Origin of the sequence: Microcystis sp. T1-4, from assembly GCF_000297435.1 — a bacterium.
Classification (GTDB): Bacteria; Cyanobacteriota; Cyanobacteriia; order Cyanobacteriales; family Microcystaceae; genus Microcystis.
Window position 1 is genome coordinate 1 of sequence record NZ_CAIP01000430.1, and the last position, 24355, is coordinate 24355.

Consider the following 24355-nt stretch of genomic DNA (forward strand, 5'->3'; position numbering starts at 1 on the left):
TCTTTACTGGCAAACGGTTGTAAGCAATGTATTAGTAAAAATTATCAATTGAATGTTAAGAAGTGCGGAAGGTGGGCAAAATGACGGCGATAATCATACCGCTACCACGGTTTAGCAGTCTGTGTAAGGTTTTTACGACCGAAGAGTAGATATACGGAAGGAACAAAATATAACGCCATTAAAGTTGCCCCACCTAACCCACCGACAATACTAATCGCAAGAGGTGGCCAAAAACCACTGGGATCAAATAATAAAGGGATAAACCCGATAATCGTGGTTAAGGTGGTCGCTACCACATGACGAGTAGCTCGCATAACCACATTTCGAGTTGCTCGACGTGAACCAAGGCTGGCTTGAGTATCATGACGCAAAGCGTCAAGAATTACGATCGAATCATTAACACAGATTCCTAACAGTCCAATGATCCCTAAAATCGCTGTAAACCCAAAAGGATAATTAAACAAGGCCAATGATCCTAAGCCTAGTCCTAAGGATAAAATCGCCACAAGAATAATAATACTAGCCATACGGAAAGAATTAAAAGTGAGGACTAAACTGGCCACCATAACGATCGCTAAAACCCCAAGAGTTGCAATCAAATTACTTAAAGCATCCTGACGTTCTCCTTGTTCTCCGCCAAAATCCCATGAATAACCATAGGGTAACTGAAAATTACTCATTTCTAATCGTTTTTCAAACTCAGAGAGTACCTGTTCCGGTAATACACCAGCTGGAATAAAACCCTGTATGGTATTCATCCGTTGGCCATTACGACGCGCAATGGTAACAATATCGGGGACAATTTCCACATTTCCCACCGCTGATAAGGGAACAATGGTTTGAGAAGATTGTGCAGAATTTCCTGAAGATAAGAGGTTTAATGAGCTAATTTCTGCTAGATTGCCCCGTTGACTATCGGAAGTGCGGACTTTAACCTGGAGTTCCTCCGTTCCTTCTAAAATCGAGCCTCCGACTGTTCCCTCTAAACTGGTGTCTAATTGACGAGCAACGGCTGTTTTATCTAACCCTGCTAAACGTAACTTTTCTTCATTAAGATTGACAGCTAATTTGGGCAAACTTTCGCTTAAAGTGGCGCGAGTATGGATAATATCAGGGGTTTTAGCTAATTCGGCCCGAACTTGATCCCCTAAAACCTGTAATTGCACTAAATCTGACCCATATAAGCGTAATTCAATCGGTGCATCAAACGGCGGACCCTGTTCTAATTGTCGGACAATAATTTGCGCTTGGGGAAAGGCTTGATCTAATTCTTGCTGTAAGGTGCGAATTAACGCACCCGACTTGACGTTTTTCTGAAGTTGAACAATTCCTTGAGCATAATTAGGAGATTGTTCTCGATTTTGTAAGACATTGTAGTAAAAAGACGGCGCACTTTTCCCAATAAACCATTGAACGTCTTGAATTTCAGGATGCTGTAAGATTAACTTTCGAGCTTGCATCACTTGAGACTGAGTTTCGGGTAAAGACACACTGATGGGTAATTCAAAGGTTAAATGAAATTGTTCGCGATCGGTGGGGGGGAAAAACTGTTGTTGTAGGGCAGGAAAGCCAATAAAACCCCATAAGGGAAGAATAAGAATAAGGGCGATCGCTAATAAGGGACGTTGAAAAGTGCGATCTAAACTCCACTTATAAAGGGAGGTTAAACGAGAATGGGTAAATCCGCTTTGCCACCAATATCCATTTGTGGGGGTTGGTTGCCAATGATGTAATCTTCCCGCTAAGGCGGGAATCACGGTGACAGATAGAATAAACGAGCTAATTAGGGCTAAAATTACGGTTACTCCAATCGTTCCGGTAAATTCTCCAGTTCCTCCTGAAGCGGTAGCAATGGGCAAAAAAGCGATAACACTGGTAAAGGTAGAAGCGAGTAAGGGAATAAAAATATGATGTACGGTAGTAGCAACGGCTTTGAGCGGTGATATACCTTCTTCTTCTTTTAAAGCCATTTGCACCTCATCAACCACAATAATCGCATTATCAATTAATAATCCCAAAGCGATAATTAACCCTGTTACCGAAATTTGATGTAGGGGAATGCCTAACACCTTCATACTGCCAAAAACCATCAAAACTGATAAAGGAAGGGATGTTCCCACGATTAAAGATGATTTCCAGCCCATGATCACAAAGGTGATCCCAAAAACTAAGACAGCACCCATGATCAGGTTTGATAAAACCGAGTCCAGTTGTTGCTGCACATAACGACTTTGATTAAAGATAATGTGTAGGCCAATTCCTTGAGGAAGGTTTTTTTCAAATCTTTCTAACTTAGCCTTGGCGACTGTCATCCAAGAATCTAAGCGTCTATCAGATTCCACAAAAGCAGCAATTGCGATCGCCAGTTTTCCCTTAATCATCGCGACTTCTCTGGGGGGATCTTCAATTCCTTTACTAATTCGGGCAATATCACCTAATCGCACTACTTGACTAGAAGCACCTGATTTAATTGATAAACGATTTAAACGGTCTAAAGAATCTAATTCTCCTTCAATTTCCAGCAATAAGTTACTTTGTTCGCTTCGTAATTGGCCGGCAGCAACTTTGGCATCACTTTCTAATATTTGTTGAGAAAGGGACTGTATAGTTAACCCTAAATGGGTTAATTGTTGGGGATCAACTTCAACTCGAATTTCTTCCGTAGGATTGCCAAATAATTCAACTTTTTCTGTTCCTTCAATTGACCGTAAATCATCTTCTAATTCTTGCGCCCAACGGCTCAAAATACCATAATTCGGAGGGATTGATAATTGCCAAGTTAAAGCAACAATTAAGGCGTTGGCTTTCGGTTTTGATTCTTCAAATTCAGGGAGAGAAGTTCCCGATGGTAATTGAGAAACAGCATCATTAACTTTATCACGAATTTGTGACCAAACGGGATCAACATCGGTAATTTGGTCATTTAATTCAATGGTAATGCTGGAGAAGCCAAGCTGAGAGGTAGAATCAATATTTTGAATTTCTTCGACTTCTAGTAAAGCTTGTTCTAATTTATCTGTAACAAGGGTTTCTACCCGTTCAGGAGTTGCGCCAGGAAATTGGGTGTTAATGACCGCAAAACGAGGGGTTAATTCGGGATCTTCCATACGAGGTAAACTGAAAAAGGAAGATAGCCCCCAAACTACGATCGCCAGAATGGTTAAAATTAATAATCGGACGTTTTTATAAAAGATAGAAGACATAGGAGAATGATCAATTAAGAATTGAGAATTATGAAGTTTGGGGGAGAAAGTAATAAGTAGGGAGGCACAATTATTTGTAGGATGGGTTAGCGGTAGCTTAACATAATCGGGGGTTGGGTTGAAGCATGAAACCCAACCTACGTTCATCTTATATTTAATTCCACCCACCCACTTAAGTAATAAGTAATAAGTAATAGGTGTTCAGCTTTTCATTGATAACTGCTCACTGTTTACTGTTCACTGTTCACTGTTAACTGATAACTGCTCACCGTTTACTGTTTACTAATTTTTACCCTTTGCCCCGAAATAATGCGATTTGTGCCATTAGTAATCACTTTTTCGGTTCCGTCTAATGTTCCTCGCACGAGAACTCGCTCCCCATCGGTGTATAAAACCTCCACATCCCGACGTTCTACGACAAATCCTTGGGATGCATTCCCATCTCCTAAGACATAAATTGACCATAATCCTCGAATTCCCTTAACAAGAGCGGTACTAGGTAGCCAATAACCCGAAGTATTAATGTTTTGTTGCCATTGCCAGGTTACAATTTGTCCAGTGGTTAGTAGGGGCGAGGTAATCTCGCCTGTACTTCCTGCTCCTTTAACTTGAAAAACCACCGTTACGGTACGACTGGCAGCATCTAGTTCAGGTAAAATTGCCTTAACGGTCGCTGAATAAGATTTTTGGTCAATTTGTAGGGTTTGTGATTGTCCCATCTTGATCTCAGAAGTCAGGGACGTAGGAACACCAATATGGGCTTTAACCCCGTCTAATTGTACCAAACGCACCACCCCTTGACCCGCTTGTACCGCCGTTCCTTGATCGAGATAACGTTTTTGAATTTTGCCCGAAAAAGGGGCTTTAAGAACGGTCTTTTCTAAATCAAGTTCAATACTAGCTAAACGACTATCTAGCTGTTTAATAGCTGCTTTTTGGGCTTCAATCACTTCCCTGCGAGTCCCTGCTAACAACTCATCCAGTTGACTTTGAGCCTGTTTAACCCTTGCTCGCTGTTGAGTTAAGATTTCAGGGCGTGTTCCTGCTAATAGCTCATCTAATTGGCTCTGGGCCTCATTAACCCTTGCCTGTTGACTATCCATATCTGTGACCACTTCGTCAAACTGTTCACGAGAAATAGCCCCTTGCGTATAAAGATTCTGTCGTCGCTCCTGTTTACTACGAGCCAAAGCTAATTGTGCTTGCAGGGTTTTCAAACGCGCTTGAGCTGCCGCAATGGTTTCAGCACGATGTCCCACTTCCATCTCTTGTAGCTGAGCTTTTGCTTGAGCCAAATTTGCTTGGGCTGCGGCAATGGTTTCAGCACGAGAACCCGCCTCCATTTCCTTTAATTGTGCTAAAGCCTGTTGTTTTTGGGCTAATAAGTCTTGTTTTTGGGCGATTAATTGACGGTCATCTAAACGAGCAAGGGGCGTTCCTTGATTCACCCATTGTCCTTCTGTCACCAGCAGTTGAGTCATTGTTCCTCCTCGTTCAAACCCTAAATCACTGGTATTTTGAGCGACAATTTCCCCAGTGTAAGTTCGAGACTGTTGATAAGCATTGACCTGTACTAGCTGGTCGATTTCAACGGGGAGAAGATGTTCATTTTCAGCAACAGAAGGGGCGATTGGTTGAGTTGGTTGACGCATTGACCCAATCCCATAACCGACTCCTAACAATAAAAGTCCCCCAAGATACCATCGCCTAACCCCTTGGAAACGGCGTTGTGAGTGTTTTTGAGGTTCAGAAGAGGTGACGGTGATTTTTAGGGGATCTTCCGACGTCGGGGGTGACAGAGGATGGCTATCTGGCATAAGTCTATTCATGAGAGCATTTAACGTGAAGACCGGGATGGGTCTCAGCTTATCTACAACTGCTGTCTTATTCTTTCCGAATTTTATTTTTTAAACGACACCCCACGGCAATAATGCCTAAACTCATTAAGCCAAGGATAACAGACGGTTCGGGAGTCGAAACAATTCTCAGTTGCAGGGGAAATTGAATCGAAATGACAGGATTCAAATTACCCAACGAAGGATCAAAAAAAACACGATCTGGAAAAACGGCGGCATCTTCACTGACTAATTGTACCTTATTAGAACTCACATCCGCTAAGAAAGCATCGGCTAATCCGTCAAATTCTCCGAGCAGGCCGGCTACCTTAGAAACAGTAAAGGGATCACTAATAATGGCTTCTGTGTCATCACTAGAAGCAGTGGTTGCACCATATTCTAAGAATGAGTAAATATCACTATAACCAAAGCTAATAATTTTAGTGGTATCTAGCAATAAAAAGCTTTCTACTTCATTAAGATTAGCGGCATAAATGCGTTCTTCTAGAGAAGATGTAGGAGAGGAAAAATAGTTCTGTCCATTAATATCATTTCCTAAATTCCAACTCTTGGTAAAATCCCCGTTTTTAGGACCAAAACTAAACCCAATACGATCGACATTAATACTGTTATTGGTGAGGAAAGTCGCAAAGTTAGAAAATCCTGTAATATTATTTAACAAGGTGGCGGATCGGGTTGCACCTGGCACATTTTCGGGACTAAAATCAATCCCCGCAGCATAATAGGGGGCTGGATTTCCTGGTGAATTTAAAGCGGTTTCAGTGTGACCTGCGCCATAGCCCACAAATCCTTGAGGAGTCGGGTCTGTTCGCTTTCCAAATAACCGCAAACAGTTATTAGAAGCAATGGGCCGAGTTGTAATAAATTGGATGGAACCAAAATCAAATAAATCACCTGTTTCACAACTAGCAGCACGAGTGGGAAGGGGAGCTAATAAAGTGGCTGTTCCAGTGGTAGTTAGCCCAAGTAATAAAGCAAAATGACGCATAGACATGAGTTTTTTCCTAATTCAAAATAGGGGCATATTGAAAAACCATTAAGGGTTTTTACTAATCAAGGTATTTCTAAATTGGCAAGGATTAGCGATTTAGATAGATTAATTTTAGATTTGATGATTAAGTTTTTTTAATTTCAATCTATCTAGACATCATCTATATCTAGTTTAAAGTGGGAAAGTCCTCAGCAAAATGGAGAATCTTTGGCACAATTTGTAGATTTTTTGTTTTTGTCGAGGAGTCTAGTTAAATGATTTAGTAAAAAATTAGTAGTTTTATTTAATACATAAAAATTTAGAAAACCTGCAACTAAGACAACCATTAATAATCCTAATATACTGCTTGGTTCAGGGACACTTTGAGTCGATAAAGGCACAAATGAACGATCTGCTCTACCGATAGCAATTTGTAGCCCTTCCACCGATTGAGTCGCTCCAGCTTTTCCTAAAAAATCACTAAATTCTTTAGTGAAAAGAAAAGGAACAGGTTCCAGTGACCAAGTATTATTATTGAGGTCAACATTAGGTAATCCAGGTTCGATCGGACTGAGAACTTTAAGACCTGTATTGAGTGTATCGGTTATAAAAACCAAAAAGGGTAAGGGAATATCTGGATTAGTGTTTGTTTGGAAGGATGCGGAAAAATTTCCTATTTCTAAAACTGAGGGAAGACTCAACTTATTTTGATCAACGTTAAAAAATATACTTCCCGTAAATTCAGTCGTTCCACTAATCACTTCATAATTGCCTGTTTCTTTATCGTAACTAAATACCCAGTCAGTTCCTCGTATATTGGGATCAGAACTGGGAGGAAGAATATCAAAAGCATGATCGTATCCTGGTGCAGGAGTATTAGTATCCTCAACAGATGCCAAAGATAAACCAATACTTTCTAAGATGGCTAATCCATTGGGATCAAAGCTAAGACTTTCTTTTCCACCTGTTTCGATATAAATAATAGGTTCAGCTTTAACGGAGAGAAGAGGATTAAATACTATTACAGAGGTTAATCCTAATAGAGTTACTAGATGTTTTGAGAGCATTGTTTAAGTCTCCTGTGTCAATTTTTTAGAGTTTGTAGTCAAGAATGTGTTCTCTAACCTAAAGGAGGTTTCATAAAAGATCAGAATTTTTCAACTTCTTTTAAGAAACTAACAGTTAGCTGTAGTTAAATTTACTCAAAAGAGTCAACCCAAATACTTGAGTATAGTTACTGATTATTGATTCTGTATTTTGCCAAACATTATCCTTTTCTCAAACGTTCAACTAATTCAACCGCACAACCGATGCCACTTTCATGAAAGCCATAGGAATCAATGCCTCGTTTTTTGATGTGGAAATATGTCCCTGAGAAGTAAATAGGGCCAGTTTCATTGAGTTGATAAATTTGTTTTTGCGCCTCTAGAGTATTCATGTCATAAGCTGGATGTCGATACTTAAGAATGCGGATAATTTTGTCTTCATCAATGGCGATGGGGGGGGTATCTAGGGAAACAAAATAATCTTTCTTAGCCGTAAAATTATGGACTTTGTTAGCATAATAAGTGACATAAGTATAAAGCTTTCCTTCTTTACTTACTTGCCCATAATTCCAGGATTGCCATTTACTGCGATCGGGGTTCATAATAACGGGATCAGTGTGAACAGTGACGGCGGTTTCATTGTATTTAAAACAGCCTAATATTTGTTTTTCTAACGGGGTTGGTTCAGCCAGTATTTCTAATGCTTGATCGGCATGAGTAGCGATGACAACTTTATCATAAACCTCTTCATCGGTGGTGGTTTTAACCGTTACTTTTCCGTCTTCCCTTTTTTGAATAAAAACCACTTCTTGTTCAGTGCGAATGGGTTTCTTTAAAGCATCTTTGACCCTTTCAACATAACGACTGCTTCCTCCTTTAACGGTTTGCCATTCGACCGTTTTTCCCCCTAATCCTCCTTGGTCATGAGTCATAAAAAAGCTGATGAAAGTTGAAGCGGGAAACTCCATTAATAAATCAGTAGGAATTGACCAAACGGCTGACCCCATTAGCATGACAAAGTTATCTCGAAAGGCTTGGCTATAGTTATTTTTATCTAGATATTCTTGCATAGAAATTCTCGTTTTTCCTTCCCAAAAATCAGCCCGTGCTTCTGAGAAAAAACGTTTAGCTTCTTGATAACAAGCGACTAATTCAGAGGATTGCTGACGAGCAAATTCTTCCATCGGCAGTTCTAAATCTAGGGAATTAAACTGCATTCCAGTATCCAAATTATAAAAATTAAATCCGCCTAAATGATCTTGAGTCTCTGCTCCTAAATCAGCAAAAAATTTCATCAAGTTGGGATAATTAGGTTTATTACAAACTACAAAAGCCGTATCAAAAGAAATCCGTTGACCATCTTCATCTAAATCTAAGGTGTGAGCATGACCGCCAACACGACTACTTTTTTCATAGACATCAACCTCATATTGATCTTGAAGATAATAGGCGATGGGAGAGCCAGAAATACCCGAACCAATGATTGCTAATTTTTCCATAATTTTGTCCTTGAATAAATTGTGAAGGTGGTTAATTAGTGGGGGTTAAAATTGAAGAAACTTTCCTAACTATTCTCCGAAGAATGTTGATAGTCAAGATGGGACTTTTTGGACTGACTTAAACTCAGCAAAAATAAGACAAAAATGACTAACATTAATGAGAAGATATACCGAGTTCCCATCATGGTCATGACAATAGCTGATAGAATAGGACCGGCGGTACAACCTGCACTATAAATTGAGGTAAAGACAGCACTCCCGGAGGATAATTCATTAAGGGTAACGGTAGAACCAATCAGGGCTAACGATAAGGGAAAAATGGGACTCATTCCTACCCCAGAGACAAAAGCTAAAAAGGGGGTAATCATGGGATTTTGGATTAAAGATAAGCCAAAAACTGAAACAATGACAATAATTACACTACCGACTAAAACCTTAATCTTACCCATCTTATCGGCTAAATGAGTAATAGGAATGGTTGAAATTAATCCGCCTAAAATAAACAAGCCAAAGATTAACCCCATGCGCTCAATACCATAGTTTTGTTCGAGTAAAAAAAGTGGATAAAGAGAAACTAAGGTGGCAACACTGAAGCCATAAGCAAAAGCTCCTTGTAGGGGAAGTTTGAGCTTTTGAATAATGCTAAAGTTGGGCTTTTGAAACTTAACCGTTTTCTCTGGTAATCCAAAAAAGACAACAACAATTCCACTTAAAATTAAGCCACTTCCTAATAAAAAAGTGATCTTAGGAGAAAGATTATAGGCGACTGCTCCCATAATCGGACCGATACCAAAACCTAAGCTAAAAGCTAAAGCATCTAAACCATTAACCATGGCTCGATTTTGATCATTACAAAAATAGTTAATAGCGGTTTGTCCAGAAATCAGATATAAACAACAGGCCAAACCCATAACGCCACGAATGATAAACCAAAGAGATAATTGAGTAGTAAAGGCAAATAGAGGTGCAGTTATTCCCATTAAAAGGAATCCTAACATCATGGTTTTTCTTAATCCAATTTGGCGAAGAATACTAGCCACAATTGGTGTTCCGGCGGCAATGACAAAAAAGTAAAGAGTAGAATTTGCCCCAATAACAATATTGTCGTAACCCTCTTCTTTCATAAGGGTAGAAACAAAGGGATTAAATAACCCTAGGGAAATTCCCGATAAAAAGGCCACTAAATAAAGGGCGGGAAGTCCAACAGAAAAGGGAGAATTGGCATTTTTAGTCATCATGGTAAAATTCCAGCACAAGGTTCATAAGGGGGTTGTTAAAGAGGCGTGGGACGATAAAAATGATAGGGAGACGGAAGATTAACCCCCTGTAACTTCAGACTTTGCAGACGATAGAGATAAGCGGCACCGCGCATGATGTGAGTTGCTACATCCACCACTTGACGATTTTCGGAAAATTCTAAATAAGTTCCTCGAACCCAATCGTTAAATGAACCCATCGCCGGACCACACCAAATTTGATAATCCATTGTTCGTTGCGGCTGTCCACTGGTTGACCAACGAGAAGAAAGCCCTAAATACCAGCGAAAAATTAAAGCCATTTTCCGTTTAGGATTATTATTCGCTCGTTCAATTTGTTCGGGATCTCGCTCTTGAAAATAAGCAACGGTTTCTTGCCAAACTGCCTCTAATGGTTTTTGGAAAATTTGCTTTTCTATGGTTTGACGAACCTCGGTCGGAATGGCATCAATTCCCTCATAAGTTTGATACAAATCATATAATTTTTGCGCGCGCATGGGGAATAAACTTCCCCGTTTTAAGAGTTGAACTTTCACCCCCATTTCAAACATATCAGCACAAGGGGCCATTACCACATCGGCCATTGCTGCTTGGGCTAATAATTGTTTGGTATGTTCAGATGTTCCCGCTTCAATACAAGCATGATTCACCGAACCGGTGATAATGTAACTTGCTCCCATCATAAAGGCCGCTAAGGCTGATTCTGGAGTACTAATCCCACCGGCGGCCCCCACTCTAATAGAACGCTCATACTGATATTGCTGTTGAATCTCATTGCGTAAGGCAATAATAGAAGGGAGAAGGCAAACCAAAGAACGATTATCTGTGTGACCACCAGAGTCAGCTTCAACGGTTATATCATCGGCTAAAGGAACTTTTTCAGCTAAAGTTGCTTGTAAGGTTGTAATTTGTCCCTGTTCGACTAAAGCTTTCAGCAGTTTAGGGGGAGCAGGTTTTAAGAATTTCTGAGCAACTTCGGTCCGAGAAATTTTGGCAATGATCTTATTTTCGGTTTCAATATCGCCTTGAGAATTGAGATGTAATCCTGATGCTCGGTAACGGACAATATGGGGGGTTAAATCCATATAAGCAGAGGCTTCAACAGTTCTTACCTCATATTTGAGGTAAAGTTCCACTGAACCCCGTTCTAGGGCTTCCTCTGAGGGGCTATGGATTAAATTAAAGGCATATCGTCCATTGGGTAAAGCTTCTTGAATGGTGTGAATGGCTTTTTCAACCCGTTGGGGAACTAACCCGGCTGCCCCAAAACTGGCTAAAAATCCAGCTTTTCCCAAAGAAATCACCAAATCTTCGGAAGCGATACCCCCGGCCATTGCACCGGCTGCATAAGCATAGTCTAAACCATGAAAGTGACAAAAAGCGCGATCGCCTAATTGTTGGGGTGATAGGGCATTAATCATGCTACGGGGCAGTATATCAGCATTAGGTTCGTGAGAAAGTCCTATCTGGTTATTTTTGACATATACATAACAAGGCTGCTCTAAATTGGCTAATTTTTCTCGAATTCCTTCACTATCAAAGGAAATGGATGATTTAGGGGCGCTAGTAAGAGGGTTATGGTTAGCTAACATGGGGTTTATTTCTCCATTGTTATTGACTTTAAACTGAAGGAAAAGATGGGTGTTTACTATTCACTGGTAACTGGGTTTATCGCAGTTCGATGCTTAATGCACTAACCAAGTAGTCGAGATACACTGGTCTCTGTTAACTGTTCACTGTTCACTGTCTAATAGACACAAGGCGATGTCTTTAATTTCGTAAATTCTTAAGTCTTCTTTCCAAAGACTGGCATCTCCGATAATTGTGATTACATCATCTTCAACTCGAATATCGGAAATATGCACTTCTAAAGACATTAAACGATTTTCGGGTGTAATTTGTCCTCGATATTTCCAGGTAATTTGATGATTAATGGCTTGACCAAAGCGAGGATTTTTAAAAGATTTGCCTAAGTCTAATTGCAGCGCATAAGTTTGCATAGCTTGAAGAATAGACTCAATGCCTAAGGCACCAGGCATGACGGGATCTTGATAGAAATGGAATGGAAAATACCAATCTTCGGGAGTAATTGATTGGCTGGCATAAATATATCCTTTTTGATACTTACCCCCATCTTCAATTAGAAAAACTTTTTCGATAAAATCAAGATAATTTTGAGAAAGACGATAGTGGGGTTTTTCAGGATTTACTGAATAGAAGTTTTGGTGAGTTAAGGAATCTTGTAAATTAATTTCCTCTACGCTTAAATCGGATAAATCATTCAATTGATACCAAGGTTTAAGCCGTTTTCCGCCATCAAGTCCCACTTGATTTGCTAACACTGCTGTGCTAAAGTCTCCAAAAACCATATTACCCCGATAAAAAGGTTCACCCTCACAAGATAATTCAAACTCAAATTTTTGAATGATTGCCCCTTGAATAGCGGTAGTAGAAAGGAGACGAACTTTATCCGTAATGGTTTTATTACGGAGGTCAATTTCTTTGAGAATTGTTCCCTGTCCATCCAAATTACGAAAATGAAGATCATCTTCTGGGAATAATAAAGTTGCTCCCATATAAACCCCTAAGAAAATACAAGGTTGACCTGCAATTTCGATATAGGTACAGTAAGGTAAAGTGGGATAGGCATTATGGTTATAAAACCAAGCATTTTCTTTGACATCAAATTCGGTAATAATTTCCGATGGTTTTTGCAATTCATGACGCTTACCTTTGATGTCTAATACCCGACTGACTAACTTAAACTCCCCCTTAGGTAAACGAACCGATTGACGATTTTCATAAATATCGAATTCTGATCCCAAACAAGCAGCCACTGATCCTTGAGCAAAGGTTTTTAATTGGTTTTCATTAAATAAAACCGATGACTGTTTTGATAATTGGGAAATATGGGGGAATGTTTCTGACTCAATGGGTTGAAAAATACTGGGAATGGTAGCTGTTTTTTCTACCAGTTGAACACCAATATTTTTAATAGTAGCAATGGTTTTTCCGCCAAAAATAACATCCACATTAGCCAGAAGATAAGGTTGAGGAGAAAGTCCAATTTCTAACACCTCCATTTGATACATTAAAGTTCCATGTTGGGGAGTCACTTGTCCCCGAAAACGGGCTGCTTGGGTTTGATTTGGAATCACCTGAAAACGAGCATCTTTCCTGTGAGTTTGTAACCCTAACCATAAACAATAAAATTGCACCAGTTGGATACTTCCTTCAATCATTAAATTCCCCGGTAAAGTGGGGTCATTTTTAAAATGACAAGAATAATACCAGTCCTCAGGGGTGATCTGTTTTGCTCCCACTGCTAAACCTAGTCCAGCTATTCCTCCTTGAGGATTTACCATCATCACTTTCTCTAACATTAAGAGTTTTTCGGGGGGTAATCTGAGGGAAGAATTTAAGCCATTTTGTTGATAGGTTTTCCCGAAACAAGCCTCAATATTTCCTCGACTTAGATTAAAAATTTCTTCTTTTTTAAAGGATGACTTAGAACAGTTTAAAAGAGGAGTAAACTGTTGTCTTTTAATCAAGTCTCGTTCTTTTTCTTCAGCCTCTTTTAGCACAATTCCCTGTCCTTTTTCTAATTCTTCATCAGAAAAGAGTCCAGCACAACCGTTATGAAATTTCATCCAAACTTGCTCGCCAATTAACACCTCTCCTTGAAAGAAAATTAATAAGCTATCATCAGTTTTAACCGAAGATGTGATCTTAACTCGACACCGTAACAACTTAACGTTTTCCGGTTGTTCAAATAAGAAGGTTGCAGATAAATCTAATAAACGGAAAGAGCGTTTTCCTTGATTTTCAAAATCTGTCCCGATATAACTTAATAGCATCAGGAGTCCGTGGCCGGCTTCTTTACAAATTCCTACCGTTAATTGACCATCTACTGCATACCAAGCATCTTCTGGTACATCATATTCTGTTTCGATGAAACCTGATTTATAATCACCTAATTTTCCTTCTAATTGAGTCACCCGACTGACGAACAAAAAGGGAGGAGACGGCATTCTGACTCGTTGGGTATAATGATCAATGGGTTCATATTCTTGACCAAAAACCTTAGAGACTTTACCTTCAATAAATTCGAGAATCTCAGGTTGATCAAATAAACAAGGTCTAACGGTTTTAGGATGAGAAGAAATAACGCTTGTTCTTAAATGATCAACTGTAGAAATGGTTGGAACTTGTGAAAGAGTTTGAGTAGAAGAAGCGACTAAAGCAGCGACTTTTTGAGAAGCAGTATTTTCTCGAATAATTGAATTTTGTTGCTCGGTTTGGGGTTCGATATTAGCTTTGGGTGCTGTGGTTAACACTGTCTTAAAAATCGCTTCTAAGGTTTCTGCTTCATCTGTTAAATAAAGAGGAGATAAGTCTAGTTCTACCCCATGACTGACTAATTGTGCTAACGTCTTAATAATGGTCGCTAAATCATCAGCACCTCGACGATTAATACACAATGCAAGATGCTCTTTTTGACCAAGAGTTTCCGATATCCAACGAGAACAACTTCCTCCTGATCCTAATTCTAGAAAAATTTTTACCCCGTCGTGATAAGTGCGTTCAATTAAGCGAGGAAAATCTAACATTTGACACATTCCTTGACTTAAATGCTCACCAATTTTCTCTTGTTCTAAGGCCAGAGAATCATAATGAGAAGAGGAATAAAAAATAGTATCAGGTGGTGTTCCTATTGTCACCGTATTTAGCTTAAGAAACTCATTGTATTCTGATTGCATAACTTCACAATGTAAAACCATATCAGAAGGCGAACGAAACCGATCACATTGTAATTTTTCAATCACCCGTAAACAACCTTGAGAATCTCCTGCGATCGCAACTTCTTGAGGGGTATTAATATGGGTTAAATAAACCTTACTTTCTGTTTTTAGACATTCCTGAACTGCTTCAGCTGTAGCCATTAAAACATAACTACTCCATGAATTTTCATCTATCGGTTGACCCCAAGATTCTGCAACGGCTTGTTTAGCTCCCATTAAACGGGTTTTAAATAGGGGAGAAGAATGAACAAATCGACTTCCTTGATCCGCATTTGGCCAGACTCCTAATGAATACATCATGGTACTTTCTCCCATGCTATAACCGAAGGCAGCATCAGGTTTAATTTTAAAATATTTCTGCATAATTTCGGTGAATAAAACCGCAAAACCCGTTCCCGTTTCTAAGAGAGATAAAGGGTTAGCAATGAATTGAGTTTCTAGGGTTTCTAAGTCTTGTTTAGAAAGGGGAGATTGACGGCGAGGATAAAGAGAGTTTGCTTGAAAAAAGGTAGCAGGATCACTAATTAAACTCTCTGCTCTCTCCCATAATTTAGGGAATAATTGAAAAAGATTTCTTCCCATTCCTAAATAGGAGTTAAACGCACCAGGATAAACAAAAGCGACTTTACCCACTTTTCCTAACCGTTTAGGGGTGAAATAACTTCCTTGGGGACTTTTCCACGGCTTTCCTGTGTGAAAGGCTTTATCAATTCCTTTTTTAGCCTGTTTAATTTCCTTTTGCAAAGCTTCTTTGTTATTCCCAACAATTGCTACAACATAAGGAGATTGAGAATTCTGTTGAAACTGAATAAAATTCTCTTTGGCAAGATGGGGTAAGGAGAAACTGTTTTCAATACTATGGGTTAAGTTATCAAGCTGACTTTGTAAAGATGAACTATCATTTCCAGCGAGGGGAAATAGATAAAATGGTGCATAGGGTAAATAGCCATTATTGGGTGTACTTTGAGGAGTTGCTTCCGATAAAATTAAATGACTATAAGTATTATTTTGATTGACTAAATTAAGCGCAGCATAGCGTTTTTCTTGTCCTTTTTCAAGAAACCAAGGAAGTGATACATCAGGTAGATAAAAAGAACTATTTTGCCATTCTTGAGTAAGATTAGAAGTTAACAGTTGAGCGGAAGCAGGAAGATAACGATTTTTTAAGCAAAGTGCTGTTTTAATTAAGCTAATTAAATCTTCAGTTATCCCTAAGTTATTATTATTCTCTTGGACTGTTCCAACTGCACAAGTTAGGTTATTATGATTAGCATAATAAGCTTCTAATAACCCTTGATCTATCTCTCTTGAGGAAACAGCTAAATAACCAATATTTGAGGGGTGAATCTTAGCATTTTTAAATGCTTGCTGACAACTTTGTTTAATCGCAACTGATGGAGAAGATAAGGGGTTAACTATTTTACTAAAGCTATCAATAATCCCGTAAAAAAGCGTATTATTATTGTTGGGGATTGTTTCATAATCTTTGAGGATTAAAGCTCCGCCAATAATAGACTCACAATTCCTATTAAGCGCACTAATAATAACTGTATCAACTTCTTTGGCAGTTAAGAGAATTTGGGCTAATTCGAGAGACTTTAATAAAGAATCAGAGCCTTGGGTTAATTGAAAGGGAACAATGGAACAATTCCATAATCTTTCCAATTGATAACTAATATTTTTAAGCTCAGTTTCTTGATTGTTGCTAATATTATTAGCAGTAATTAAAGCGACTTTTTTTCCTATCTTACAAGTACAATCTTTTAACCCTTGATCAGACATCTTTGATAAGATAGACCAAGAATGATCACTAATCGCTTTGTTAGAATAATCAAGGGAGTTTCCTTGATAAATTAAAGCTGATAGTTGTTGACTGGTTAACAGCTGATTAAAGAAGCCACTTAAGCCAGCGATCGCTAATTTGGACGGTTTCATAATATCTCCTGTGAAAATGTAAATAGGGTATCAATTGAGAAAAAATTACAAGCAAACGGTATTCGATGAATTCACCGTATTATTAAGAAACAAAACATTAAGACAAGAACTCAAAGTAACCTCCATATTAGTTGCTTCTAAATAAATTTTACCTTGAGAATGATAAGATAGTGCATTAGCAATTACCTTAGTATCACTATGTTCATTAATGGATAATTTGATCCAAAATTCTTGATTAAAAGGGAGGGAACTAAACTGCTTAAGCTCATTTAGTTTTAGGGGTAAACTACCCGAATTGTAGTGTTTTCTGACCCAAACTAAAAGACATTGAAACAAGAGATCAGCCGTATAAGAATTAAAGGATTGAACGCTAAACTGTCCTTGATCTTGTGTAGAAATTGGAGGTAAGTAACAGTTAAAAAGAAGTTCGTTGTTATTAATTTCTAAGATTTTCTTAATTCCTTGAAATCTGGGCTGATGAAACAGAACTCCTTCTTGATAGGGTTGGAAATTAAGGGAAGGTTCCTTAACAGGCTGAATACTTTCCTCAAGTTTTCTCTCAGCTATTACTTGTTTAGTAATATTAATAATCGCCCGATAATGATAAAGGGGAATTCCTTTAGCGGTTTCACTCCAAATTAAGGCTTCAAATTTAATTTCATCTTCTGTTTTCTCAACTTCAGTCAGATCCAAACAATACAAATTAGCTAAACTTTTATCAAAGACAACTCCTTTAAGCACTTGATAGTTATGACAACTTAAAAAACGATATCCTTTATAAAGTTGTTCGCAACTATTAGTGATCCATGCTAAGGCGCACATCGCGGGTAAAACTGCATTTCCCCCGATGACATGATCATAAACGAAAGGGTTTCCTCGTAACGTCAACCGACGATATAAACGGTAACTATGCTTTTGCGGTGTAACCAGTTTAGGAGAAGGAGAAATAGGGTTACTCATCACAATAATCTGAGGGGTTTTAGCTTGAGTTTGGGTTAATTCTTCCGCTAACATTTGCGCCCCTGTTTGTTGAGGAATAACCTTAATATTTTGCTGCTCAAACAACTGTTTAAGCTGTGGTGTCACCATTCCCCCATCCCAAGGACCCCACCCAATAGAAACAACATGACATTTAGGATATTTTTGTTGAAGTAAATAAGCATATTTGTTCAAAATTTCGTTAGCTAAAGAATAGTCAGATTGACCGATATTGCCATAAAATGAAACAAAAGAAGAAAATAAGGCAATAAATTTTAATCGGTTAACTTCTAGGGAACCTAATAAACTATTTAACCCATCAATTTTGACACTATAAACCTTATCGAAATCCTGTTCAGTTTTGTTTTCAATTAATTTATCTGCTAACGTTCCCGCACCATGAATAATGCCCGTAATCTCTCCCCAACGTTGAATAATCGGTCTTAAAGTTGCTTTTAGTTGCTGTGAATCGGTAACATTAACAGTGCAATACTCAGCTTTTCCTCCTACTTTTTCAATCTCTGATAAGGTTTGCTTAATTTCACGACTTTGACAGAGTTGTTGATACAGTGCTTGAACTTTTTTCGGAGTTGGTTTTTCATTTTGAGTTGTTAAATGTTGCATGATTTGCTTCTTTAACTGAGACTCATCTTGACAAGAAAGACTCCATTCAGGTTCAGGGTCTAAAATTTGCGAACGACCTAATAAAATAAATTTACAATGATATTGTCGCGCCAAATAGATAACGCATTGAGCCGTAATTCCTCGGCCACCACCACTGACAATAACCACCGAAGATGAATTAAGTTGAGTATCATTAATCATGGGGAACATACCGTGTTAGTTGATAATTGATAGTTGATAGTTGATATTTAATAGTTAGTATATATTAGCCAAAAATCAGAATTTATACCGTAATTTATTTGAATAAATATAATTCTGTAGGGGCGCAATGCTCGCGCCCAGCTAATTTTATTCTAACTATTAACTTTTCCCTAATTACTGCTCAAAGAAGCTAATTCACAAGTCAAAGTCATTCGACCTTTTGGGGTATAACCCACCTCTTGAATTAAGCTATTAGGATCATGCAATTCAGCTAAAACAATTTGAGCAGTTGTCATGTCATCTAAGTCGGGACTAATATCTAGAGCGCGACAGAAGACCGATTCCCACTCTAGATTTAAGGTTTTCGTTAAGCCAAATAAACCGCCACTAATAGGGCTAAATTCTCGTTTTCCACTAAGACCAAATTCTCCATCTAAACGGGTTAAGCTGAGAAAACAACTGCGTCCTTTACTGGCCGCTTGCGTCAGAGAAGATTTAAGATGTTTGGCTAGTAAAAACACTTGTTTAACAATCGCTTGATCAGTGTTAATTGAAGTCTCTTGATCTTGATTAAACCCCTGAGAGAGAGGATGTAAATGAATAAATGTGCCGATCAGTCCACAAGTTTTAAATATATCTCCCAATTGTGCTTGTAAATGTTCTTCACTTAAATGATTGAGAACAAAATGTCGAACCCCCGCAGGAAGAGAAGAACAAGCAGGAATAAGGAATTGAGGGAAACTGAGAACCACAACTTGCCAGCCTTGGTTTAGCAAACTTTGAGCAACTTGGGCCGTAGTAGATGAACCATCATCGGTCACCAAACAGGTTTGATAAGGGGTTGAGGGAAAATCCCAATAATCAGGTGCAGCAAGGGGCTTCAGTTTCATTTGATAACGTCCAATATCACCGTGTTTTCGATGGTTAGACTGGGTAGAGGTAACAACTAAGCTATTTTTTTTTCTGTCACCATCATTTTCTCCCTCAAGTACTGAACAATGTGGGCTAGGGTACGTTTTTCTGCTAAGGCTTCAGGGCTAAGTTTGGGCAACCCAGAGAAAGCTTCTTGCAGACTTCCCATGATTTCTACCCGTTTGATCGAGTCAATGCCTAAATCTGCCTCTAAATCCATTTCTAATTCCAACATTTCCGTAGGATAGCCTGTTTTTTCACTGACAACCTCTAATAAGGCTTGACTCAGTGCATCATCTTGAATGGAGTCTAAAGAAGGTTCGCTCACTCCTGACACAGGTTCAGGTGTAGAGATGGGTGCAATGGGTTGACGAGGTTCTAAATAGTTGACAATGGGGGAAATGTGAACGGGTTCAGGTTCGGGAGTCCGTAAGGGTTGAGGTGCAATGTTTAAAGGTTGAGGTTCTAGAGTCCGTAAGGGCTGAGGTTCAGACTTAAAAGGGGCAGGATCAGGAAAACTAACAGAGGAAACCTCTGAATTTTGCCGATCAAATTTTGAATTCTCCGAAGAAGCAGCAGGGGTAGAGAGTTCGTCAATTTGAGCAACTACTGTCATCTCTTTTTGTTTTAATAACTGCAACACTGACTGAAAACTCTGAGATTGATGTTTAATATACTCTTCGTGAACCTTGGCAAGACTCTGTTGATATTGGTAGAATGCTTGTAAAAGAGGGTTGATGTTGTTAGAAATAGCTTCGTTCATAGTCATGGTTACAGTTTGATCTTGAGAAACAATAGATAAATTGAGTGTTGGAATTTCCTCTGAAAGAGGCTGAGAATCAGAAGGATAAGGGTTGACGAAAGGAATAGAGGCTAAAATTTCCTCGTTTTCCGATCCTTTCACTTCCTCACACTTAGATTCAACCGTTTGGGAATCAACTGACGGTTTTATTTCCGCAGGTGAGTCAGGTTGTAATGCAGCTCCGATCAAAGCTTTGGTTTTATCGCTGATGTAGTTGGTTGCATTCAGCTTAAGGGTCATACCTTTGCGTTTGCTTGAAGGAGTCTTCACCGTCAAAGCTGCATTTTCCAGATCGTTTAACGGTAAACCTAAAACTCGAAGCTGCATTACTCCTTGTGACAGTTGAACATCACTGTCCTTTTGCCGACTGGGGTTGAGCGCAATGGCCAGATGAGGGCGATCGCCTAAGATCTGTTTAACTAAGTTAGTGAGAATTTGGCGCGGTCCAATTTCCACAAAGCAATATCCGCCTTGAGCATAAATATTTTCAATTTGTTGGACAAACTGAACCGAATTCAACAACTGAGCTTCTAAAAGCTGACGCATCCCTGATAAATCTTTGGGATAAGGGGCCGCCGTCACATTAGCATAAACCGGAAGTTGGGGCGCATGAAACGTCACTTGATCCAACGCTTTCCCAAAGGGTTGACTAGCATGACGTACTAGAGAAGTATGAAAAGCAGCAGACACGGGTAAAGGCGTAACCCGATAGCCTTGAGAGCTTAAAATCTTATCAATAGTGGCAATTTCTGAGGCTAATCCCGATAATACCACCTGTTCAGGTGCATTATAGTTAGCAATCTGCACATTGGCCATTCCTTCAACCCATTGCGCTATCTGAGATACTTTCCCAGTCACCGCTAACATCGCCCCTTGAGGGGTGGCTCCTTTCGGTGCGGCCATGGACTGGCCTCTAGCTTGGATCAAGTAATAATAATCGTCGTCTGTGAAAACGCCCGCGGACCAGAGTGCGGTTAATTCCCCAAAACTGTGACCGGCCACAAAATTGGGCTTAAATCCCGTCTTTTGCAACGTTTTATACAGTCCTACACTGAAACCCCCGATCGCAGGTTGAGCATTTTCCGTCCGTTGCAGTAAAGAGGTTTGCCGTTCTTCGTCCACCTCGTTAAAGGTAGGAATCGGAAATACCCGTTCTGAAAGGGGCGTTAAACCCGCTTTAGCTCTCAATGTATCCAATTTTTGATAAGCGGTTTGGATTTCTGGGAAATTTAGGGCAATTTCTCGACCCATATTCAGGTATTGAGAACCCTGGCCGGGGAACAGTGCTACGACTTTTCCCTCAAGTAATAACCCCGTCTTACGGTAATAAATACCTTGGGGATGTTCCCATGCGTCTGCTTGAGGCTGTTTTTGCAACTGTTTAACGGCTGCTTGCAGTAATTTAATCGCTTCAGCCAAGGAAGTCGCAACAAAGCCTACTCTAGCAACCTTTAAGGGAAGTTGAGCCGATTGGCTTTGATTTTGTAGTTCAATATAAACTTGTGACCCTTGGGGAGATTGCAACTGTTCTAGAGCTTTTTGACAAGTTTGCCTTAATTCTTCAGGATTTTGACCCCAGAGTAAAATTGATTGGGGACGGTGATGAATTCGATTTTCTCCTTGGGGTAATTTGGGCGTATATTCTTCTAACACCACATGATAATCTGTTCCCCCAAAGCCAAAGGAACTAACCCCGGCTCGTCTCGGTGTCTCTCCTTTGGGCAACCAAGGACGGGTTTCGGTGTTGAGATAAAAGGGCGAGTCTTCAATCTTAAATTTAGGGTTGGGTTCGGTAATATTAATGGTAGCAGGAAGAATTTTATGATGTAAGGCCAAAGTCGTTTTAATTAAACTTGCAGCACCCGCCGCCGCCTTAGTATGACCAATTTGAGATTTGACACTACCCAGAGCAATCGTTTGCTTTTCTGCGTTATTTTCGCTAAAAATCTCATTCAGGGCTGTAAATTCACAAAAATCTCCTGCTGGTGTTCCAGTACCATGGGCCTCAACTAACCCCAAGGTAGCGGGAGAAAATCCAGCCTCTTGATAGGCGCGCCGTAAGGCTCTAACTTGACCTTCAGGACGCGGTGCATAGATACTTTTAAAACGACCATCACTAGCAGTCCCGATGCCTTTAATCACTGCATAGATGCGATCTCCGTCTCGTTCCGCATCCTCAAGCCGTTTAATCACCAGCATTCCCAATCCTTCCCCCACCATCATGCCATCGGAGGTGGCATCAAAGGGATTGAGACAATCTTTCTTGGAAAAAGCCGGAGTTTTGCTAAAACACATATAATTAAGGATGGAATTATCCGTGTCAAAGCCCCCTGTAAGCATCATGTCACAACGGCCTTCGATTAATTCACTGATCGCCATTTTTAAAGCACTTAAGGAACTCGCACAGGCTGCATCCACCACACAATTAGTTCCTCCGAAATCAAAGCGATTAGTAATACGACCCGCTACGACGTTTGGTAACATACCGGGGAAAGAATTTTCTTGCCAAGGCACATAGGCTGCCTTCATGTTTTCGATAATTTTGTCGGTTTGTTCTTGAGATAAACCACTTTTTTGGCAGATTTTCTTCCAGAGAGGATATTGCAGACGACTGGTTAAGGGAGTAATGCTTTTCCAGAGGCCGCTTCCTCCTAAAATAACCCCTGTTGTTTCTCGATTAAACTCTTTTCCTTGGTCATAACCCGCATCTTCTAAAGCTTGTTTAGCCATCACTAAACCAAGTAAATGAGCCGAATCTAAAGCTTCTAACGTATCAGGTGGCAGACCAAATTCTAAGGGGTCAAAATCAATTTGAGGCAAAAATCCCCCCCATTTGGCATAGGTCTTATCTGGTGCTTTCTGGTCTGGATCATAGTAATCTTCTAAATTCCAGGCACTTTCTGGCACTTCAGTGATTCCATTCACTTTACCGAGAATATTTTCCCAATATTCTTGTAAATTCTTGGCCTTAGCAAATAGGGCCGACATTCCAATAATAGCGATCGGTGTTTTTTGTAAAGCAGTTAGGCTAGAGGTTGAGGATTGAGCAGACATTGTAGGTGTGTTCTCCAATCAATAATATAGCAGTCTGTAGAGACAACGAATAGTTCTTAAAGAATGAACAAAGAATTGTTTGATTCCCTTTAGCTTCAGTTTAGGCAGAGTTCCCCGTTTATACAATGGATGATCTACTCTCAAAAATGGATGATTTTTAGTAACCGTTCAAGGAGGAGACGAAATCTGGTAGGTGGAGTAGTCCATCACGCTCTTTGTAACGCCAATTCCAGTCTGAATTGGCGATATTCATCGATATCAAATCTATATTTGACCGATGATTGTCGATGTTTTTTTCAGACAGAACTGATGATCTAATGATTCTATCCAACTCTCAAAATTGGTTAGTAATTTATGATTGGCTTTTCTTATCTTTTGACAATCAGCTTCGTATTTATCTTAATCATCTATCACAAATTACCTGCATATAGTTGCTCATTTTTGTCGATTTCTGTATTACTATTCATGTCAATAACTAATCAATCTAAAGCTTGCTTAATTTTTGCCAGTCCACATCCTCTCAAGGGGTGACAAGCACCCCGACAGCTTGTCAGGGGGGAGTTTTGAAACTTAGAAGTGAGTAAAAAAATGGCTCTTCGGTTTGTCTTATGCAACGGACAGGATTATAAGAGATGAAACCCTTATAGAGAAAGATATTTGGCGATTTTTGTCAATTGTTTTTGATCTAGAGCGAACTAATCAATTAAGTCTCTTGCCAGATAAGGATTTAGCCGATTTCTGCCCCCTGATCGAACCATACCAAGTAACGAAGAACCGGAGATATAAGTATTTCATATATGTTGATCGAGAAACCCTTATCTGGTAATACTTCTAGGTTTCCTCATTCTCAATAAGGCTGTCCTTATTGCGGTGACTAATTACAAAACCTCTTCATCCCTGGCACGAGATTTAACTCCGAGAAAGTTTGATAATCTTGACCATTTTTCTGATAGTTAGTTCCTTTTTTTTGCTGGAAAGCAAAAAATATTTTTGGTTCCTTTTCGGGCTGTTTGAGCCAATAGGCTAACTTAACACTATGAAATTCTCGGTCGCCAATAATCACCACTTCATAATTTATCAAGAGACGAATTACGGGTTTAATTAGGGTCTGCTGAAAAAGTTTTTCGTGGGGACAGGGTGTGGCCCCCCCTGCCCCCCCGACATCGGGGGGGCAGGGGGGGGTGTAGGTTTTTACCGATTTTGAGGGGGTCAATTAA

The 24355-nt window shown here is 39.5% G+C and carries 12 protein-coding genes; all 12 read right to left on the bottom strand.

Features of this window, described 5'->3' with window-relative positions; genetic code table 11:
• Positions 1-101 precede the first annotated feature (101 nt).
• Positions 102-3203, bottom strand: a complete 3102-nt coding sequence (locus MICAI_RS21420) for an efflux RND transporter permease subunit (RefSeq protein ID WP_008207001.1) — start codon at positions 3201-3203, stop codon at positions 102-104.
• Positions 3204-3475: 272 nt separating this feature from the next.
• The gene (locus tag MICAI_RS21425) at positions 3476-5032 is read right to left on the bottom strand and encodes an efflux RND transporter periplasmic adaptor subunit (protein WP_232306249.1); all 1557 of its coding nucleotides are present in this window, start codon (positions 5030-5032) and stop codon (positions 3476-3478) included.
• A gap of 55 nt (positions 5033-5087) precedes the next feature.
• Positions 5088-6053, bottom strand: a complete 966-nt coding sequence (locus MICAI_RS21430) for a hypothetical protein (RefSeq protein ID WP_008207005.1) — start codon at positions 6051-6053, stop codon at positions 5088-5090.
• Between the two features lie 185 nt (positions 6054-6238).
• Positions 6239-7096, bottom strand: coding sequence for a PEP-CTERM sorting domain-containing protein (locus MICAI_RS21435; RefSeq protein ID WP_008207007.1), 858 nt, complete (start codon positions 7094-7096; stop codon positions 6239-6241).
• 200 nt (positions 7097-7296) lie between these two features.
• Positions 7297-8574: an NAD(P)/FAD-dependent oxidoreductase gene (locus tag MICAI_RS21440; protein ID WP_008207009.1), complete on the bottom strand. Its 1278-nt coding sequence runs from the start codon at positions 8572-8574 to the stop codon at positions 7297-7299.
• A 65-nt stretch (positions 8575-8639) separates the two neighbouring features.
• On the bottom strand, positions 8640-9812 hold the full coding sequence (locus MICAI_RS21445; protein WP_008207011.1) for an MFS transporter: 1173 nt from the start codon (positions 9810-9812) through the stop codon (positions 8640-8642).
• A 35-nt stretch (positions 9813-9847) separates the two neighbouring features.
• Positions 9848-11422: a PfaD family polyunsaturated fatty acid/polyketide biosynthesis protein gene (locus tag MICAI_RS21450; protein WP_008207013.1), complete on the bottom strand. Its 1575-nt coding sequence runs from the start codon at positions 11420-11422 to the stop codon at positions 9848-9850.
• A 141-nt stretch (positions 11423-11563) separates the two neighbouring features.
• A complete protein-coding gene (locus tag MICAI_RS21455; RefSeq protein ID WP_008207015.1) occupies positions 11564-16567 on the bottom strand; it encodes a PfaB family protein in 5004 nt (1667 codons plus the stop codon).
• A 45-nt stretch (positions 16568-16612) separates the two neighbouring features.
• The gene (locus tag MICAI_RS21460; protein WP_008207017.1) at positions 16613-18370 is read right to left on the bottom strand and encodes an SDR family NAD(P)-dependent oxidoreductase; all 1758 of its coding nucleotides are present in this window, start codon (positions 18368-18370) and stop codon (positions 16613-16615) included.
• Between the two features lie 170 nt (positions 18371-18540).
• The gene (locus MICAI_RS21465; RefSeq protein WP_008207019.1) at positions 18541-19260 is read right to left on the bottom strand and encodes a hypothetical protein; all 720 of its coding nucleotides are present in this window, start codon (positions 19258-19260) and stop codon (positions 18541-18543) included.
• Between the two features lie 56 nt (positions 19261-19316).
• On the bottom strand, positions 19317-23138 hold the full coding sequence (locus MICAI_RS21470; RefSeq protein WP_008207021.1) for a type I polyketide synthase: 3822 nt from the start codon (positions 23136-23138) through the stop codon (positions 19317-19319).
• 874 nt (positions 23139-24012) lie between these two features.
• The gene (locus MICAI_RS21475) at positions 24013-24219 is read right to left on the bottom strand and encodes a hypothetical protein (protein ID WP_149978071.1); all 207 of its coding nucleotides are present in this window, start codon (positions 24217-24219) and stop codon (positions 24013-24015) included.
• Positions 24220-24355: the final 136 nt, after the last annotated feature.

Bases quoted from the DNA above. Each gene is read 5' to 3' on its own strand.
- MICAI_RS21460 (WP_008207017.1), bottom strand. From the start codon at position 18,370: ATGATTAATGATACTCAACTTAATTCATCTTCGGTGGTTATTGTCAGT.
- MICAI_RS21465 (WP_008207019.1), bottom strand. From the start codon at position 19,260: ATGAAACTGAAGCCCCTTGCTGCACCTGATTATTGGGATTTTCCCTCA.
- MICAI_RS21445 (WP_008207011.1), bottom strand. From the start codon at position 9,812: ATGATGACTAAAAATGCCAATTCTCCCTTTTCTGTTGGACTTCCCGCC.
- MICAI_RS21450 (WP_008207013.1), bottom strand. From the start codon at position 11,422: ATGTTAGCTAACCATAACCCTCTTACTAGCGCCCCTAAATCATCCATT.
- MICAI_RS21455 (WP_008207015.1), bottom strand. From the start codon at position 16,567: ATGAAACCGTCCAAATTAGCGATCGCTGGCTTAAGTGGCTTCTTTAAT.
- MICAI_RS21430 (WP_008207005.1), bottom strand. From the start codon at position 6,053: ATGTCTATGCGTCATTTTGCTTTATTACTTGGGCTAACTACCACTGGA.
- MICAI_RS21435 (WP_008207007.1), bottom strand. From the start codon at position 7,096: ATGCTCTCAAAACATCTAGTAACTCTATTAGGATTAACCTCTGTAATA.
- MICAI_RS21440 (WP_008207009.1), bottom strand. From the start codon at position 8,574: ATGGAAAAATTAGCAATCATTGGTTCGGGTATTTCTGGCTCTCCCATC.
- MICAI_RS21425 (WP_232306249.1), bottom strand. From the start codon at position 5,032: ATGAATAGACTTATGCCAGATAGCCATCCTCTGTCACCCCCGACGTCG.
- MICAI_RS21420 (WP_008207001.1), bottom strand. From the start codon at position 3,203: ATGTCTTCTATCTTTTATAAAAACGTCCGATTATTAATTTTAACCATT.
- MICAI_RS21470 (WP_008207021.1), bottom strand. From the start codon at position 23,138: ATGTCTGCTCAATCCTCAACCTCTAGCCTAACTGCTTTACAAAAAACA.